At 34.9% G+C, this 16,160-nt stretch carries 17 protein-coding genes, 1 tRNA gene and 1 pseudogene; 6 read left to right on the top strand and 13 right to left on the bottom strand.

Features of this window, described 5'->3' with window-relative positions; genetic code table 11:
• The 10 genes and pseudogenes from WKI77_RS01240 to trxA form a co-directional block, all read right to left on the bottom strand.
• Positions 1-230, bottom strand: a 230-nt coding sequence (locus WKI77_RS01240; RefSeq protein WP_337860017.1) for an SDR family NAD(P)-dependent oxidoreductase, incomplete at its 3' end; no start/stop codon positions are given.
• 244 nt (positions 231-474) lie between these two features.
• Positions 475-1,613 (bottom strand): annotated as a pseudogene (locus WKI77_RS01245) (IS256 family transposase).
• Between the two features lie 378 nt (positions 1,614-1,991).
• A tRNA-Arg gene (locus tag WKI77_RS01250) sits at positions 1,992-2,064 on the bottom strand.
• Positions 2,064-2,546: an adenosine-specific kinase gene (locus WKI77_RS01255; protein WP_337860018.1), complete on the bottom strand. Its 483-nt coding sequence runs from the start codon at positions 2,544-2,546 to the stop codon at positions 2,064-2,066. Before WKI77_RS01255 ends, WKI77_RS01250 begins: the two co-directional genes overlap by 1 nt.
• 38 nt (positions 2,547-2,584) lie before the next feature.
• The gene (locus WKI77_RS01260) at positions 2,585-2,869 is read right to left on the bottom strand and encodes a hypothetical protein (RefSeq protein ID WP_337860019.1); all 285 of its coding nucleotides are present in this window, start codon (positions 2,867-2,869) and stop codon (positions 2,585-2,587) included.
• A 60-nt stretch (positions 2,870-2,929) separates the two neighbouring features.
• Positions 2,930-3,478, bottom strand: a complete 549-nt coding sequence (locus WKI77_RS01265) for a hypothetical protein (RefSeq protein WP_337860020.1) — start codon at positions 3,476-3,478, stop codon at positions 2,930-2,932.
• A gap of 107 nt (positions 3,479-3,585) precedes the next feature.
• A complete protein-coding gene (locus WKI77_RS01270; RefSeq protein WP_337860021.1) occupies positions 3,586-3,876 on the bottom strand; it encodes a winged helix-turn-helix domain-containing protein in 291 nt (96 codons plus the stop codon).
• Positions 3,877-3,957: 81 nt separating this feature from the next.
• Positions 3,958-5,403: an amino acid permease gene (locus tag WKI77_RS01275; RefSeq protein WP_337860022.1), complete on the bottom strand. Its 1,446-nt coding sequence runs from the start codon at positions 5,401-5,403 to the stop codon at positions 3,958-3,960.
• Positions 5,404-5,652: 249 nt separating this feature from the next.
• Positions 5,653-6,609 carry an FAD-dependent oxidoreductase gene (locus WKI77_RS01280; RefSeq protein ID WP_337860023.1) on the bottom strand — a complete coding sequence of 319 codons (957 nt, stop codon included), beginning with the start codon at positions 6,607-6,609 and terminating at the stop codon, positions 5,653-5,655.
• A gap of 10 nt (positions 6,610-6,619) precedes the next feature.
• A complete protein-coding gene (trxA, locus tag WKI77_RS01285; protein ID WP_337860024.1) occupies positions 6,620-6,973 on the bottom strand; it encodes a thioredoxin in 354 nt (117 codons plus the stop codon).
• Positions 6,974-7,112: 139 nt separating this feature from the next.
• Between trxA and WKI77_RS01290 the strand changes: the two genes are divergently transcribed.
• The gene (locus tag WKI77_RS01290; protein WP_337860025.1) at positions 7,113-7,481 is read left to right on the top strand and encodes a helix-turn-helix domain-containing protein; all 369 of its coding nucleotides are present in this window, start codon (positions 7,113-7,115) and stop codon (positions 7,479-7,481) included.
• 43 nt (positions 7,482-7,524) lie between these two features.
• A complete protein-coding gene (locus tag WKI77_RS01295; RefSeq protein WP_337860026.1) occupies positions 7,525-7,935 on the top strand; it encodes a molybdenum cofactor biosynthesis protein MoaE in 411 nt (136 codons plus the stop codon).
• Here the strand turns inward: WKI77_RS01295 and WKI77_RS01300 are convergent.
• Positions 7,899-9,251 (bottom strand): MFS transporter, encoded by a 1,353-nt coding sequence (locus WKI77_RS01300; protein WP_337860027.1) that lies wholly within the window; start codon positions 9,249-9,251, stop codon positions 7,899-7,901. The two genes, WKI77_RS01295 and WKI77_RS01300, sit on opposite strands and share 37 nt — an antisense overlap.
• 94 nt (positions 9,252-9,345) lie before the next feature.
• Between WKI77_RS01300 and WKI77_RS01305 the strand changes: the two genes are divergently transcribed.
• From WKI77_RS01305 to asd, 4 genes are all read left to right on the top strand, one after another.
• On the top strand, positions 9,346-10,758 hold the full coding sequence (locus WKI77_RS01305) for an FAD-binding oxidoreductase (RefSeq protein WP_337860028.1): 1,413 nt from the start codon (positions 9,346-9,348) through the stop codon (positions 10,756-10,758).
• On the top strand, positions 10,745-11,947 hold the full coding sequence (locus tag WKI77_RS01310; RefSeq protein WP_337860029.1) for a (Fe-S)-binding protein: 1,203 nt from the start codon (positions 10,745-10,747) through the stop codon (positions 11,945-11,947). The genes WKI77_RS01305 and WKI77_RS01310 overlap by 14 nt, the downstream gene beginning before the upstream one ends.
• 116 nt (positions 11,948-12,063) lie before the next feature.
• On the top strand, positions 12,064-13,110 hold the full coding sequence (locus WKI77_RS01315) for a hypothetical protein (RefSeq protein ID WP_337860030.1): 1,047 nt from the start codon (positions 12,064-12,066) through the stop codon (positions 13,108-13,110).
• Entirely contained in the window at positions 13,098-14,120 is a 1,023-nt protein-coding gene (gene asd / locus WKI77_RS01320; protein WP_337860031.1) for an aspartate-semialdehyde dehydrogenase, read from the top strand. The genes WKI77_RS01315 and asd overlap by 13 nt, the downstream gene beginning before the upstream one ends.
• Here asd and WKI77_RS01325 read toward each other — a convergent pair.
• Together WKI77_RS01325 and proS are read right to left on the bottom strand one after the other, a co-directional pair.
• Positions 14,112-14,753, bottom strand: coding sequence for an HAD-IB family phosphatase (locus WKI77_RS01325; RefSeq protein ID WP_337860032.1), 642 nt, complete (start codon positions 14,751-14,753; stop codon positions 14,112-14,114). The genes asd and WKI77_RS01325 overlap by 9 nt on opposite strands.
• A 1-nt stretch (position 14,754) precedes the next feature.
• The gene (gene proS, locus WKI77_RS01330) at positions 14,755-16,146 is read right to left on the bottom strand and encodes a proline--tRNA ligase (RefSeq protein ID WP_337860033.1); all 1,392 of its coding nucleotides are present in this window, start codon (positions 16,144-16,146) and stop codon (positions 14,755-14,757) included.
• Between the last annotated feature and the right edge of the window lie 14 nt (positions 16,147-16,160).

Raw genomic sequence — 16,160 nt, forward strand, 5'->3', positions numbered from 1 at the left:
GTATCATTGAAAAGCTTGTTTCTGCCTTCTTCTGTAGAAACATCTGCAACAGAAAGAATTCCTCTCGAGGCTTTATTTACCTCTTTCAATACTTCATTTCCTTCATCCACATGCTTTCTAACATTGATTACAACCTTTGCGCCGGATGCGGCGAATTTAATAGCAATAGCTCTCCCGATTCCTCTACCTGATCCTGTTACAATGCATACTTTATTATTTATATCATACATGTTTTCACCTTAAGTTTATTGATTTCCTGCATCTAATTAATTTTAATGCTTACTTAAAGTTTGTTTACTGGCAATAACCATATTATAAAAAATAAAAAGTTCAATGATATTGATATTATAAGATATTAATACATACTTTATTGCCTTAATATTCTTTCATTACTATTCTTTCTTTATCTTCTGTAAAAAATCTGATGGATAGTGTAACAATATTGCTGTAATTTCACTAAGCCCTGTACAATCTTTAATCAACCTCCATATTTATATATTTCCTTCCTGTAACCCATTCTTCATTGATATCCATCATTATTGCTGTTGCCAGTCTCATTAATGAGTTCTCTGAAGGGAATGCACCTATTTTCTTTGTCCTTCTTTTTAATTCTTCATTCAATCTTTCTATTACATTGGTATTCCTTAATCTTTTATAATTTATATTTCCAAATACCTTATAATTGTATAATGAAGGATAATACTTTTCAAACATTTCAGCCTCTTTTACAAATCCATTCTCTATGAGTTTATCCTGTGCTTCACCTACTAATGCTTCATTCTCCAGTGCTTCCTTTACTATCAGTGATACACTCTTCCATTTATTGTCTGGAATAAGCTTCTTCAGGTTTCTAAGGAAATGGACATGGCAGTACTGCCATGATGCACTGAATGACCTTGTTGTTCTTCCATTATTCCCTTATGGCCATCTGATATTACCATCTCCACTCCAGTTAATCCTCTATCCTTTAAATCATCAAAGAATAATCCCCAGTTAACTGTGCTCTCTGAATCATATAATCTGGAAGACAATATTTCCCTTTTCCCTTCACTGTTTATTCCGATACATATGTATAATGCCTTATTTCTGCATCTGCCATCTTCCCTTACCTTAAAGTATGTGGCATCTATGTATATGAATTTTACAGGTTCATCTATTTTTCTTTCCAGAAACTGTTTAACCTTAACATCAAGCTCAGAGGACAGTGAGGAAACATATGATGCTGATACATTCTCCAGGCCTAAAGCTGCTACTACATTTCTTACATTCCTGGTAGAAACACCATTTATGTATGATTCTAATATGACTGAGTCTATAGCCTTTTCCACTCTGGAATACCTTTCAAATACTTTAGTTTCAAATGGGAATTCTCTTACCTGTGGCTTGTTTAATTGTAATACTCCATCAACTGTCTTTAATGACCTTGTTCTTGTCCCATTCCTGTGTGCTTTTCTTTTAATGGTTCTTTCATAAGGGTCTGCTGATATCTGTATATTAGCTTCTTCCTCCATTACTGTATTTAAAAACCATTCTACTAGCTGTTTCTTTCCTTCCTTTCTGTCAAGCAGAAAAGTATTTATTAACCCTTTCAATATTTCAAACTGGTCCTGCATTTTTATTACCTCCTAAATCTTAATTATGCAGGGCCTTATCAATTTTACAGCAATTACATTACACTACCTTTTTCTAAATTATCTAAAGTTTATCGGATTATTGGTTTATATTACATTATTTGTATAAAACAAGTATCAGTTTTTGGAATCAAGTAAAGGTAATATCTCTACTGTCAAAAGCTGAAATTATATAAGGTATATAAAAATTAATATTAAGCAATAAAAATAAGATTAGAGATCTGCATAAATTAAACTCAAAAATAGGTATAATGAAAATATTAATACAAAAGCATTGATAACCATAATTAAACATTTATTTTTTAATGAACACAAGAATTTGAGTATTTTTTGTTATTCTAATTATCTTAATAAAATAAATGAGCCCGCCGGGATTCGAACCCGGATTATAGGCTCCGGAGGCCTATATGATAATCCGTTACACCACGGGCCCTATGACTTATATCCGATATCCCTCAAGAATTTTCTGCGCTTTTCCTTATCTGCATTGGATTCAACACCAACAGGTGAATACCCATCTGCAACTCCAATAATTGCATTAGTATTCTCGGTTCTGGCAAGTATTACCTTGATTGGATTAGAAGTTGCGGCAAATATAGTTCCTACTTCCTGGCTCATCTTTAGCTGCGGGAGAATGCTTATTGGAAAGGCATTTTTCAATAATATAATAAAAGTATGCCCTGCAGAGATATTTTTAATATTATTTATACTATATTCTATTAATTCTTTATTGTTGCCTTCGTAACGTATTAATTTATCACCGGAAGCTTCTGAAAATGCAAGTGCGTATTCACAGTTTGGGATTGTTGTTTTTATAATTTCATTGATGTCTTCAATAGTTTTAATAAAATGCGAATAGCCTAAAATAATATTTATTCCCTCTGGTTTTTCGAGCTCCACTGCATTTATTTCCATATATGCTAATTGAATGAACAGATATTAATTTAATGCTCTCACTGTTTCATGAAGCGGAATAGCATAATTGTGCCTGCCAGGCCCAGTAAACTTACGATCATCAGTGGAATTGCAACAGCAGGACCAAGGAAATGGGAAAAATAATAATATATGTAAATGGTGATGGCGCTTTGAACCATGAATATAAAGCTAAATCCAAAAATTTGAGAAAATATTCGCGCTCTGGATTTTCTGTAGTACCCAATAAAATAAATTAAAAGCACAGAAAGTGCAATTAATTCGATTGCCGCAATAGCTATATCAGATGTCCAGAAGATTTCCATATGCACCCCTTTATTTTCATTTAATTATTAAATATATATTAAATTTTTTTATTCAAGAGACTATAGTTTTCCAGCACCTGTTATATGGAATGTTTCACTTATTATTTCGTAGTTCACATTATTTGAAGAGTGCGCTGTGTTATAGTATTCTATGCTGTATGTTGTATTAATGTACTGGAATGCATGTGTTGCACTGTTTTGAACAACAAACTGAGTGAAATTGGCTGTTACAGTTGCAGTATTCCCATTTATAGTTATTATAGGGTTATTTGTAGTATTAGTAGACGCATAGAACCATACTGCCTGCCATGCAGTAAAGAATTTATTCCATGTTGAATTTATTGCTGATGTTCCATTGTAAGTTCCATTTAATGGGCCACCTATCCAGTGCAACGTTGCATTGTTATCATACTGTGTCATAATTAGGGATGAATTCTCAATAGCTATCTGATTCCAGTGTTCGGTTGCAAGTTCATTTGCATCATTTACCTCTAACTGCTTTTTTTCTTTTGCTATGCCAGAGCTGTCCAGGTAATAGACACCGATAAATGCACCTGCAAATATTATTGTCAGGGCTATAAATATAGCCGAAATTATTTTCCAATTCATTTTTATCGATTGTCAATTTCCATCTGGTTATAAAAATATATTTCAAAATAATGTACAATTAAGATACAAATTCCATGCAAGTTCTTCAAACCCAGCTTACAGGCACCTTATTTATTTTTTAAATGTTCCATTATCGATTGATAATTCTTCTGATAATAGTCGGAAAGAAAATATACACTACCATATCCATTTCCTTCTTTTTGAACCACGGCATTATCCATTAAAATCTTGATGTGATGCTGTACCGTTCTGTAGTTTATTTTTAAAGTTTCAGCAATTTTATTGAGATTTTCAGGATTGTCTTTCAGAATTTCCAGAATCATTGTTCTTGTAGGGCCACCACGTGTTGCAATAAGCAACCACCACAAAATTCTGTGAAATTCGTCGGGGAAATTCATAAATTGGTTATATTTATAATAACTTAAATATTGCCATCAAAGAAATTTTGAATGCATAAGTGGAATTAAAATTTGATAAATTTATTCTTTGGCCTTCATATTAAATTCACCTGCATCCCTTAAAATTTCTGGCCTTTTAATTCTATAGTACAGAGTTACAACAATTCCACCAACCAGTATCCATAATATTGTTACGATAAATGATATAAAATAAGCATCATTAAGTGCACTTGGTGTCACAAAATATTTTTTAAATATATCAGCCATTGTAAAATAAAGAACGACAAGCCCAACGATAGTAGCAATTGAAGGCAATATACCGTGCTTTAAAAGATTGAATTTATTCACTCTTTTAGTATATATTGTTAGAGACGTGTTTGCAATCATGTGCACAACAATGATGGATATGCCCGTACCCGCTTCAAGAACAAATGCAGCACTCAATGGGCCAAATATAAGTCCCATAATTACATCCAGAACAAAGGAAAGGCCAGCCCATATTATAGCAGCATTTGCTGGAGAGCTATGCTTTTTGTTAATTTTGCCTATTGTTTCTGGGAATATTACATGGTCTCTGGCCGCAGAATACCACCATCGGCTCACTGCTGTAGCTTTAGAAACTCCATTAGAAAAATAACTGTTAATTGTGAACACGATCAACAGTACAAGGCCTACAGGGCCAAGATACCTGTAAAATACAGTAAGCCCTGCATCCGAATGTGCCGCAAAACCGCTAATGCTGCTTACCCCCCATCCTACAGTTAATGCATATGCTGCTGGAATTAGTGCTATGGCTGTTAAAACCATTGCAAATACTATTGATTTCCCTATATTTTTCTTTGGTTTGCTAATTTCCTCGGAAATTGTGGTAACTACACCGGAACCTGTGAAATCAAGTATTGAAAATACAGAGGCAAACATAATTGCAGAAAACCCAATACTGTATGGTCCGGTTACTTCAAAAGGTATTATTGAATTATGGGATCCTACACGTATTATAATAATTATTGAGCCAATGAGCAGAAACATAACTTCCAATATGCCTGTAATTGCAGTATAGTTCAATGAAGGGCGTATTCCGAGATATGTAACTGCAATAATAAATGCGGTGAATATTCCCGCAAATAGTATCCACAGGTATGGTATTTCCGTTATCTGGGGTGCCATCAAAAATATAAAGCTTGAAAGCCCAAGGATTCCGAATGCTGCTCCTGTAATATCATAGTACATAAAACTAAGTGCAGATATGGGCCCAAGGCCACCTTTTTCAGTAGCACCTGCTGCATATGCGTAATAGCTCCCGGAATTTGATTTGAGTTTTGATAATTCATAGGGTGTTATCATCCATAATGCATATATTATCCAGCCGATTATGACAGACATCACTGTCTGGGCCCCTGAAATAGAGAATGAAGCAACAAGCAATATTGCTATATCAGCCGCCGGCGCCACCTGCCCCAGAGATTGAAATGTTCCCTGCAAAAGCCCAACAGAGTTTCTTTTTAATTTGGTGTGCGTGATAACCATTTATACACCTGTATGTATTATCTTTAAATATTATAAAACATTTTTGTTATAAATGACTGAATTTTATATAATTATAATAGTAATATAGTGTAAAATTATCTTAAGTTTATATCTTCTGGCTTATTTCTTGGTATGCAACCAACCTGGAGGTGAAAACTGAATTTTAATTCTTTAAAATTTACCACAGGATTCAAACAGTAAAATTGGCTTCTACACAATGAAATATTATTCAATAAAATAAAAAAAATATCAATGTTTTATCAGTTTCCAGTCGCTTTTTGCAACTACCTTTCCTTTCTTTTTCTGCACATAATTATATGCAGACAAAGCTGCTGTTGCGCCCTGGCCGGCTGATATTATCGCCTGCTTGTATGGAGTATCTGTAACATCTCCGCATGCAAATATGCCCTCAGTTGAAGTTTTGCAGAATTTATCCACGGTTACCTCATTATTTTCGTTAAGTGATACTATCCCTTTAACAAAATCAGATTTGGCAATATAACCCATTTCTGCAAATACAGCCGATACTGGAAGTATTGTTTTTTCACCAGTAGTTTTGTTCTGGAAAGTAACAGATTCTACAGATTTTGTTCCATTTATGGAGTCTAAAGTGCTGTCAAAGAACATTTCCTTGTTTTTCAGGCTATTGACTGTTTCAAGAAGATCATCTTCACCAAGCAGTTTTTTTGCGTTGGTGATATAGTATACTTTCCTGGCCACAGAAGAAAGATATATCATTGCCTCAAGGGCGTGGCTCCCATTGCCTGCCACTGCGACATCCCTTCCCTTAAAGAGTGGCCCGTCACAGATGGCACAATATGAAATGCCATGGCCTTTTAATTCCTTTTCGCCGGCAACGTTTAAATCCCGGGGTGTTTTCCCAAAAGCCAGTATTAACGATAATGATGAATATTTATTGTTACCTGTTTCCACTGTAAAACTCTCTTTATTGTTTGAAATTTTTATAACTTCATCGTAAACAAACTCAGCGCCATAATAACTGGCCTGTTCCTTAAATTTGTTTGTAAGTTCAAAACCGCCAATCATATCAAATCCAGGGTAATTCTGAATATCTGTGGTAAGCAAAGCCTGCCCACCGATGTCCTTTGTAATTACAAGTGTTTTCATTCCCTGCCTTGCCGTATAAATTGCAGCGGAAAGCCCTGCAGATGCACCACCAACTATTATGGTATCATAGTGATCCATTGAACCAACCTTATGCAAGTTCCTTTATTTTTTGAACAAGAAATTCTTTTGGCACCACACCTATTGATGTGTCAACAACCTTACCATTTTTCATAAAAAGCAGTGTTGGAATGCTTTCTATTCTATAATTTCTTGCTGTTACAGGATTTTCATCCACGTTCACTTTGCCAAAATTTGCCTTATCAGAATATTCTTTTGAAAGCTCATCTACAACAGGTGACAGGTATCTGCATGGTGCACACCAGGCTGCCCACATATCTATAATCGATAATTTTGGTGAACTGACAAAAGATTGAAAATTCTTATCATTTAAATCTACAGGGCCGTTTTTTCCGGAACTTTTTCCAAATATATTGTTTTCCATTTTTATTACCTCACAACAAGTACATCATTACTCTATAGCCATGTACTTACAACTTAATTTTAAAGGAATATTTAACTGTATTGTTTAGTATTGTAAATACAATGCAATACCGTTATATAGCCTTAAACTATTTACTATTATGGGCTCATTCAATCAGATACTGGACGACAATGCATCATGCAGAGATATATTTGAATATTTCTTTGATCTGTCACCGGCCGATGTGTCGGTACTTTATTCACTGGCCAATAAAAAAGGTGAATCCCTGGAAAGCATTGCCTCAATAATGAAAAAAGAGAGGACAGCAGTCTTTCGCTCCCTTCAGAGGCTTGTCAGCACCGGGCTTGTAATCAAAAAGAAAAATATCCTGAAAAAAGGAGGTTATTACTATGTATATTTAAGGATAAGCCCGCCAAAAATTACTGAGCTGGTAAAAATAAGGGAGAATGAATTCCATTCTGCACTTGTATCCCTTTTAAAAGATATTGAAAACGATTTTAAAAATTGAATCATATCAAAAATATTAATAGGAAACAGCAATTAATAAAATAATGATCAAAATACAGACTGAGAAAATAATAACAGATGACCTTATAAATGAAGTTAGAAACAATAAGGCAGGAGCAATATCCATATTTCTGGGAACTGTGAGGTCAATTGACGAAACCTCCGATAATATTGTAGCATTAATATATGAAGCATATACCGAAATGGCAATGAAAAAAATAGAAGAGATAGTTAAAGATGCAAAACAAAAATATCCAGTGATGGATGTTGCTGTTATCCAGCGAACAGGCCGAGTAAATGTTGGAGAAGATTCAATAGGCATAGCAGTTTCTTCCGAACACAGATCAGATGCTTTCCGTGCATGTGAATATATAATCGATAAAATAAAGGTTTTGCCGCCAATATGGAAAAAGGAAGTTTATTCATCTGGAGAGGTTTGGAAATCGGAAACATAATTTTTTTTAAAATATTTTGTTCTTCCAGTATATAAAGCTATTAAGGTAAATGCAAGCACTATTATGAATAAAATCATGGTATTGAATTTCAGGCCTACAAGTACCAGTATTGCTCCGGCAGTTAATCCACTGACTGCTTCCGTAATCTTATTGAACATATAGTTCCAGCCATTTCCCACCCCTCTGAGAGTTGTTGGGATAAACCCATTTAATACTGCATTATATGCCATTGGCCCGGAATAGTTCATGAATATAATTATTATTGACAGAGGAATAACAAAGTAAACGGGCAAAATCCCGGAAAAAGTTATGAAAAGGGCGAAAATGGACATTGTGGCTATTATAGCTGGAATTACTGCAGCACGATAAATTCCAAAGTGCTTTGCAAGAATTGGTGATATAACTGCACCTGCAAATCCAAAGCTGTATATTATTGCATCGGCACCAAGTATCTGGTAAAACTGGAAATGCAATAGCACAAGCATATAGGTAATATAAAATGCAAATCCCCATCCAATGAAACCAACTATGCCATTCAGTGAAAATGCAAACATCAATTCCCTGTTTAATCCACGGTGGAATAATGCAATAAGGTTCTTTAAACTTACAGTGTTTTTTTCTTTTGGCGGCTTAACTTCCATATCTTTGCCATAAACATTTTTAATTACATCATGTGTTTCTTTATATTTCCCACTGCCATAGAGCCATATTGGGGTCTCAGTCATTCTGGAACGCAGTAAAAGTATAATTGCCGCAAAAATTCCGCCCATGACAAATATATAGCGCCATACAGAATCATTGTTTATTGCATGATATAAAAGGAATACCGAGGCAACCGCTATCAGGCCAACGACCGAAAAGCTATATGCCCATAAAGAGTAATAATGGTTTCTCTGCCCTCTGCTTATATACTCGTAAATATATGAAAAACCTGTAGCAACATCACTTCCTATTGAAAAACCCATTATGACCCTGAAAGCTATAAATTCGTATATATTTGTTGAAACAGCAATTAAAAATGCAAATATTATGAATATTGCCATATTATACATTAAAAGCCTTTTTCTTCCGAATTTGTCTGTAAGGTACCCACCAAGTATTGCACCTGCAATTGCGCCTATATTTGCAGCGGCTACGGAGATTCCAAGGAAAATTCCCACTGGATTCAAATCGGCCTTAAAGAAAGTAAGGACAAACCCAAAAGCAGTTAAATCCCATACATCAAGGAATACACTTGCAGAAGCTATAAATACCATGTAAATTCCCTTTACATTATTATGCTCATATACAAATTCTGTAACATTGCCTGAGTCCATATTTAGCAGAAAGTAAAGGCAAATAAAAATATTTGTATCGCATAAATTATATAGATATGAAAAGGATTATTAGCCATAAAGTTTTATGTTTTCTATGCTGTTACGGGAAAAAAATGCTATTGATGAAATTGTAAATGCTGTTAGCCGTAAAAATATATTAACAACTAAAGAAGAGCTGATTCCATATATGAAAGATGCTTCATACATAAAAGGAGAAATGCCGTTAGCTGTTTGCCTGCCAAAAAATAGTGAAGAAATAGCAAAAATAATGCATATTTGCAATAAAAATAAAATCAATGTAACTGCAAGAAGCGCAGGAACTTCGCTTACTGGCTCTTCTGTAGAAAGTGTTCATGGAATTATAATAAGCACCATGAATTTAAGTAAGATTATAGATATTAATACATCATCGAGATATGCAGTATGTGAGCCGGGAGTCAGAATAGATATCCTCAATGAAGAATTAAAAAAATATAATTTCTTTTATCCTCCAGATCCGGCAAGTTCACGAGCTTCTACAATCGGCGGTTCCCTATCTACAAACGCTGGCGGCCTCAGGGCTGTAAGATACGGCGCCACAAAGGAGTGGGTTCTTGGCCTCGAAGCTGTATTGCCAACAGGTGAAATTATAAAAACTGGGGAATATACATTAAAAAGGAGTGCAGGCTATGATTTAACTGCCTTATTTATTGGAAGTGAAGGCACACTGGGAATAATTACAAAGGCCATACTTAAAATAGAGCCCTTGCCAGAAGCCACTGGAAAAATTATTGGATTTTATGGTGATATAATATCTGTTGGAAAGTCAATGGACTTAATAAAAAGCAAAGGAATCACACCAATAATTGCGGAGTTCATGGATCGGGGAACAATTGAATCAATCAAAAAGAATATGGGAATAAAAGTGCCGGAAAGCACAAATTATCTCCTTATGATAGATCTGGATGCGCCTCCTGAAGCCCTGGAAAGAAAAATTTCAGCGGCAAAAGAAATTATGGAAAAATATGCTGAAAATATAATTGTAATAAGGGACAGGGATAAAATGGATCAAATATACAGTGCGAGAAAAGGCGCTTATTCAGCGTTGCTTGAGCAGAGGGAAAATAACAGGCAACTCATAGTAATTGGGGATGTTATCGTTCCATCCAGTGAACTGGCGGAATCCCTTACTGAAATAGATCAATGCGTTAAAAATGATGGATTAAAAGCAACACTCTTCGGCCATATTGGTGATGGGAATATACATGCAAACATATTTATGGATAATACAAAGGAAGGAAGAACCAGAATGGAAAAACTTCAAATGGACATTGCAAAAGTTGCAATAAAGCATAATGGATCTGTATCGGCCGAGCATGGCATTGGAACTGAAAAGAATAAGCTGCTTTATGAGGAGTATAAGGAAAGAAATTCACTTTATTCTCTTGAGATTATGAAATTAATTAAAAAAGCATTTGACCCGAATAATATACTTAACAGGGGGAAAATATTCTATGAACCTGATTAAAAGCATTACAGATATTACTGAAAAATGCATCAGCTGTGGATTCTGTGAAAGCGTCTGCCCCACACTTGTTCCTGGCGATAATAATTCTGTCTTCGGTGCCCGTGGAAGAGTGATACTGGCTGATTTTGCTGTGAAAAATAACAGTGATGATTTAGAGCTTGCCGATTCATTCTATTCATGCCTTGATTGCTATGCCTGCGTAAATGTATGTCCTGCTGGAGTGAATGCAGGAGTTGTCAGTGAGCTCATGAAAGAATTCATTGTATCAAAAGAACAGGATAAAAAGAACCCTATTGCAGAATTAATAAAAACAGCCATAATGGAGTATGAAAACCCCCTTGGGCTTAAAAAAGAATCTGCATCATGGGCCAGTGGCATAGAGTTTAATGAAAGCAGCACATATATTCTTACCGGGCATATGTACCAGATGATGCCATATACCAGAGAAATAAATAAAATAAGAAAATACATTGATGAAAATATTATCAAGAATATGGCTATTGCATTGAAAAAACATATTTCTTTAATAAAATTTGCAGGGCATTTCTATGATAAGTCGCTAAAAGAAAAAATGGAAAATGATTTAAGGAATATAATTTTCTTGCTGAAAAAATCCGGTGTTAAATTTGGGTATCTTGGTTCTGAAGAACCTTACCCGGGAATGTTCCTGTATGATCTTGGGTACATAGAAGAATTTAGAGAATATGCAAAAAGGGTATACGGTTATATGGCAGAAAAGAGGATAAAAAAAATTATTGCTATTGACCCGCATACATATGATTTATTAAAAAATATTTATCCAAAATATGTCAGTGGCTATAATATTGATGTAATTTATTATACAGACCTGCTCGATCTAAAATATAATAAATTCGAGCAAAGTATAACTGTTCAGGAGCCGTGCCACATGCTTTTGCATGATAATAATTTCAATGCAATGAATATACTTAATTCCGTTGCAGAGGTAAAACTCCCTTCCAGGAATGGAAAGTTTACAATGTGCTGCGGTGGCCCCGATGAATTGCTTTTCCCGGAAATTGCTAAAAAGGCATCAAAACAGAGGTATATGGATCTTAAGAAAAGTGCCGATAATATAGTAACAATATGCCCATTATGTTATAATAACCTTGCATATGATAAAAACGTCCATGATTTTTCAGAATTTGTTGTTAAATTGGCCAAAAAATAGATCATTTTATTTTTTTTATTCTAAAAATACATAATAAATTACTGGTACTCATTTACTTATATACTTATTTCGGAATATATTTATATAATAGTGTTATACAAAATAAAAGTGGTAAAATGCAAGTTGTAAAAATAGGTGGATCAATACTAAAAAATAAGGATGATTTATTCCTTATAAAACAAAAATTGATGGACTGCCATAATTGCATTATTGTTACATCCGCTTTAAAGAATGTAACGAATATGTTAATAAATGCCTTTGAAACAACAAATACAGGCATTATTGATAACATTTACCACATTCATACAGATTTAATAAAAATAGACGATGAAACTGGCAAAATACTTTCAAGATTTAAAGATGAATTAAAATCCCTATTGCAGCTTGAAAAATCATTATCTTTGCGCGATCAAATATTATCTTATGGCGAAAGAATGGCAACTGTCGTTCTTTACAGTTTTTTTAAGGATCAGGGCTTTAATATTTCGTATATAATTGAACCATTGCTTGTAACCGATGATAGGTTTGGAGATGCAAATTGCCTTCTAGATGAGACTGCTAAAAAAATTAATTCTACTGCCTTTGGCGATGTCACAATAGTTCCTGGTTTTTATGGAATAACTTTGGACAGCAAAATAACAACTGTTGGGAGAGGTGGCAGCGACTATACTGCTATGGTGTTTGCTTCAATACTTCACTGTGATGTTAGAATAATAACAGATGTTCCAGGAATAATGACTTCAGATCCGAAACTTTTCGCAAACTCCAGAACGCTTCCAGAAGTTTCTATGAGTGAAGTCCTTAAAATGTCAAATTATGGGGTTAAAAACTTTAATTACAAAACATTCACCCCGGTATTGGGCATGGACATAAACATAACTGTGGAATCACTGTACCAGGATGGGATAACAAGAATAACAAAAAAACCAGTAAACACGGTGAAATGTGTTGCCCTTGCGGGCTACAATAATAAAACTGATAAAAATATACTGGTATTTATAGGACACGGGCTTTCAGACCCTGAAATAAGTAAAAGCATAATATCAACAATAGGAAATGACCGCCTTTACCACATAGATTCTTTATCACTATCACTGATTTTGGATGATGACCTGATAAACAATAAAAAATGCTTTCAGGAGGCATCTTCATGGATAAAATAAAAGTTTCACTTCTCGGTTCTACTGGAATGGTTGGCCAAAAGATGATAAAGCTCCTTTCCAAGCACCCTTATATCGAACTTGTAAAACTCAGTGCATCCGATTCCAGAACAGGAAAAAAATATGGGGAAACTGTACGCTGGATCGAGCATGGGACAATACCGGAAAAATTCAGGGATATGAAACTGGTTTCTTCATCTCCCGAAGACCAGAAGGATGTTGACTATGTGCTCTCAGCATTGCCACCGGAAGCAGCTGAATCTATTGAGCTTAATCTGGTAAAACATGGAATAAATGTCATATCAAATGCCTCTCCATACCGTCTTGCAAAGGATATTCCACTAATAAATCCAGAAATTAATTATGAACATTTAAGAATTCTTGAAAATAAGGACACAAAATTTGTAAAAAATCCAAACTGCACTTCAGCAATAATGTCCATGCCACTCGGCTCCATTCTTGGACTTGATTATGAGAGGATTTCATTAGTATCCATGCAGGCCATAAGCGGAGCAGGGTATTCAGGTCTACCATACATGTCAATTGATGATAATATAATACCATATATCCACGGTGAAGAGGAAAAAATACCGGCCGAGATATCAAAGATGTATGGAACAGTGCAGGATAATGAAATAAAAAGCAGGGAGATTAGAATGTCAGTAACCTCAGTGAGGGTTCCAGTAAAGCTTGGCCATATGGGTGTTCTAAATGTCCATATTGATGGAAAAGTCAGTATTGAAGATATAATAAATAAGTTGAATGACTTTAATCCATTTAAAGGATTCACTGGATTATACAATGCTCCTGAACATCCAATTGTAATTCATGAGGAGGAAGACAGGCCGCAGAATGCCATTGATACTTACAATGGAATGGAAGTCCATGTGGGCAGAATTTCTTTGAAAGATGGCAATCTAAGAATGGTAATTCTTGGCAATAACCTTGTAAGAGGCGCAGCAGGAATTACAGTTCTTACACTTGAAACAATGAAACAGCTGAAACTAATTTGATTCGATAAAATCCTTAATGGATTCAAGGTTTCCACTTAAATTTGTTTTTGCTATTTGCAGGAGCAGGTTGCTATCAGAATTAAAGGCTACAAAATTTGGCACTGCTCTGTACATTGAATAATCAGAGTCGGAATCACCAACAGCAATGCATTCATCGGGGCTTACATTATATTTCTCCATTACTTTTCTCATTACCTTATCCTTTTTTAAGGGATTTACCATAACTTTGCCCTCAGGAATTATAGTCCCGTTTTCATCTGTATATATTATGTTCGCATAAGCCTGATCTATAGAATATTTATTTGTTAACCTATCGGAGAGCCATGATATCCCACCAGATACTATTATTGTTATTATTTTATTTCTTTTAAGGTACGAGATAGTATTTTGTATGCCGGGCATTTCCGGTATTTCATCCAATATTGAGATTATAAAATCACGCTTTAATTCTGGCAATTTCTGTGTCCATCCAACAAGGTCTTTTTTAAAAAATTCTTCATATTCCATATTGCCTTTCATGTAATTTATGAAGTTTTCCCTGTTATTGATGCCAAGCCTGTTATTCACATAAAACCAGCTGCTTTTCTCAACTGTAAGCACGCCGTCCATATCAAAGAAAATTAATTTTATCATTTTAATAAGTCCTTGAAAATGCAGATAATTTACCAGTTTTTCCGCAGACAATGCATGGTCCTGTTGAATTGTTGTCTTTAATGTTCCCCAGTGCGGTTTTTTCTGATAAAGCCTCTATTCTGTCAGAACATGCCTTTGAACCACACCAGTAGGCCATTACCATTTTATCTTCCTTTATTTTGTCCAGAGTATCAATAAATACAGTATTATCTTCATAAAATTTCGATGCCTTATCCTGAATGTCAGAATTTACCTGATTTAAGTAATCATATATGTGATCAATTTCCTCAAATTTTGCTTTTGTTTTCTTTTTTTCTGTTCTTAATGAAATAGTAACACTTTGTTCCTGCAATTCTCTTTTGCCTATTTCAAGCCTTAATGGAACACCTTTCATTTCCCAGTCATTGAATTTGTAGCCTGGAGTATAATCACGGTTATCAATCTGGCATCTTACTCCCAATCCACTTAATTTCGATTTAATGGTTTCTGAATATTCCAGTATTTCATCATAATTGTCACCTGGTATCGGAACTATTATAACCTGTACCGGTGCGAGTTTATATGGAAGCACAAGGCCCTTATCATCCCCATGGATGCCAATTATTGCTGCTATGAGCCTTTCACTCAATCCGAACGTTGTCTGTGACACATATTGCATTTCACCATTTTCATCGAGATATTTAATGCCATAATTCTTTGCAAAATTTTCACCATATTCATGTATTGTTCCAATCTGCAATGTCCTGTTGCCGGGCATTGGTGTGTCAAAAGCAACGGAATACATAGCCCCGGGGAATTTATCCCAATCTGGCCTGATATTCATAGAAAATTTAATGCAAAGATCTGTTGAAAGTTTCTCCATAATTTTAAGGTAATCTACCATCTGTTTTTCAGCATCTTCGAAATTTATGTGTGCAGTATGTGCTTCATAGAAATGTATTTCCCTGACGCGAATGAATGACCTTGTATGCTTCGTCTCATATCTGTAAACACTTACTATTTGATATACCCTGAATGGAAGGTCAGTATGTGATCTAATCCATAATGGAAACATTGTATACATTGCAGCTTCGCTTGTGGGCCGCAGTGCTAAATCTATGTCCAGTGGGGTGGTTCCTCCCTTTGTAACCCAGTATATTTCATTTTCAAATCCCTTTACATGTTCAAATTCCACTTCAAGTTGCTCCCTTGATATCAGTACTGGAAAACTGACCTCCTCAATACCATGTTCTTCTGAATATTCCCGCAAAAGAGAATCTATTGAATGCATGATTTTAAGACCGTATGGAAGCCAGACATTCATGCCCTTAATATTATAACGCTTATCGCTGAGTTTTGCAGTATCTATAATTTCATTGTACCATTCACTGAAATCATTTTTTTTATTTTCCATTGGGCATTTATTAT

Origin of the sequence: Ferroplasma sp. (assembly GCF_037442045.1) — an archaeon.
In the GTDB taxonomy this organism is placed as follows: Archaea; Thermoplasmatota; Thermoplasmata; order Thermoplasmatales; family Thermoplasmataceae; genus Ferroplasma.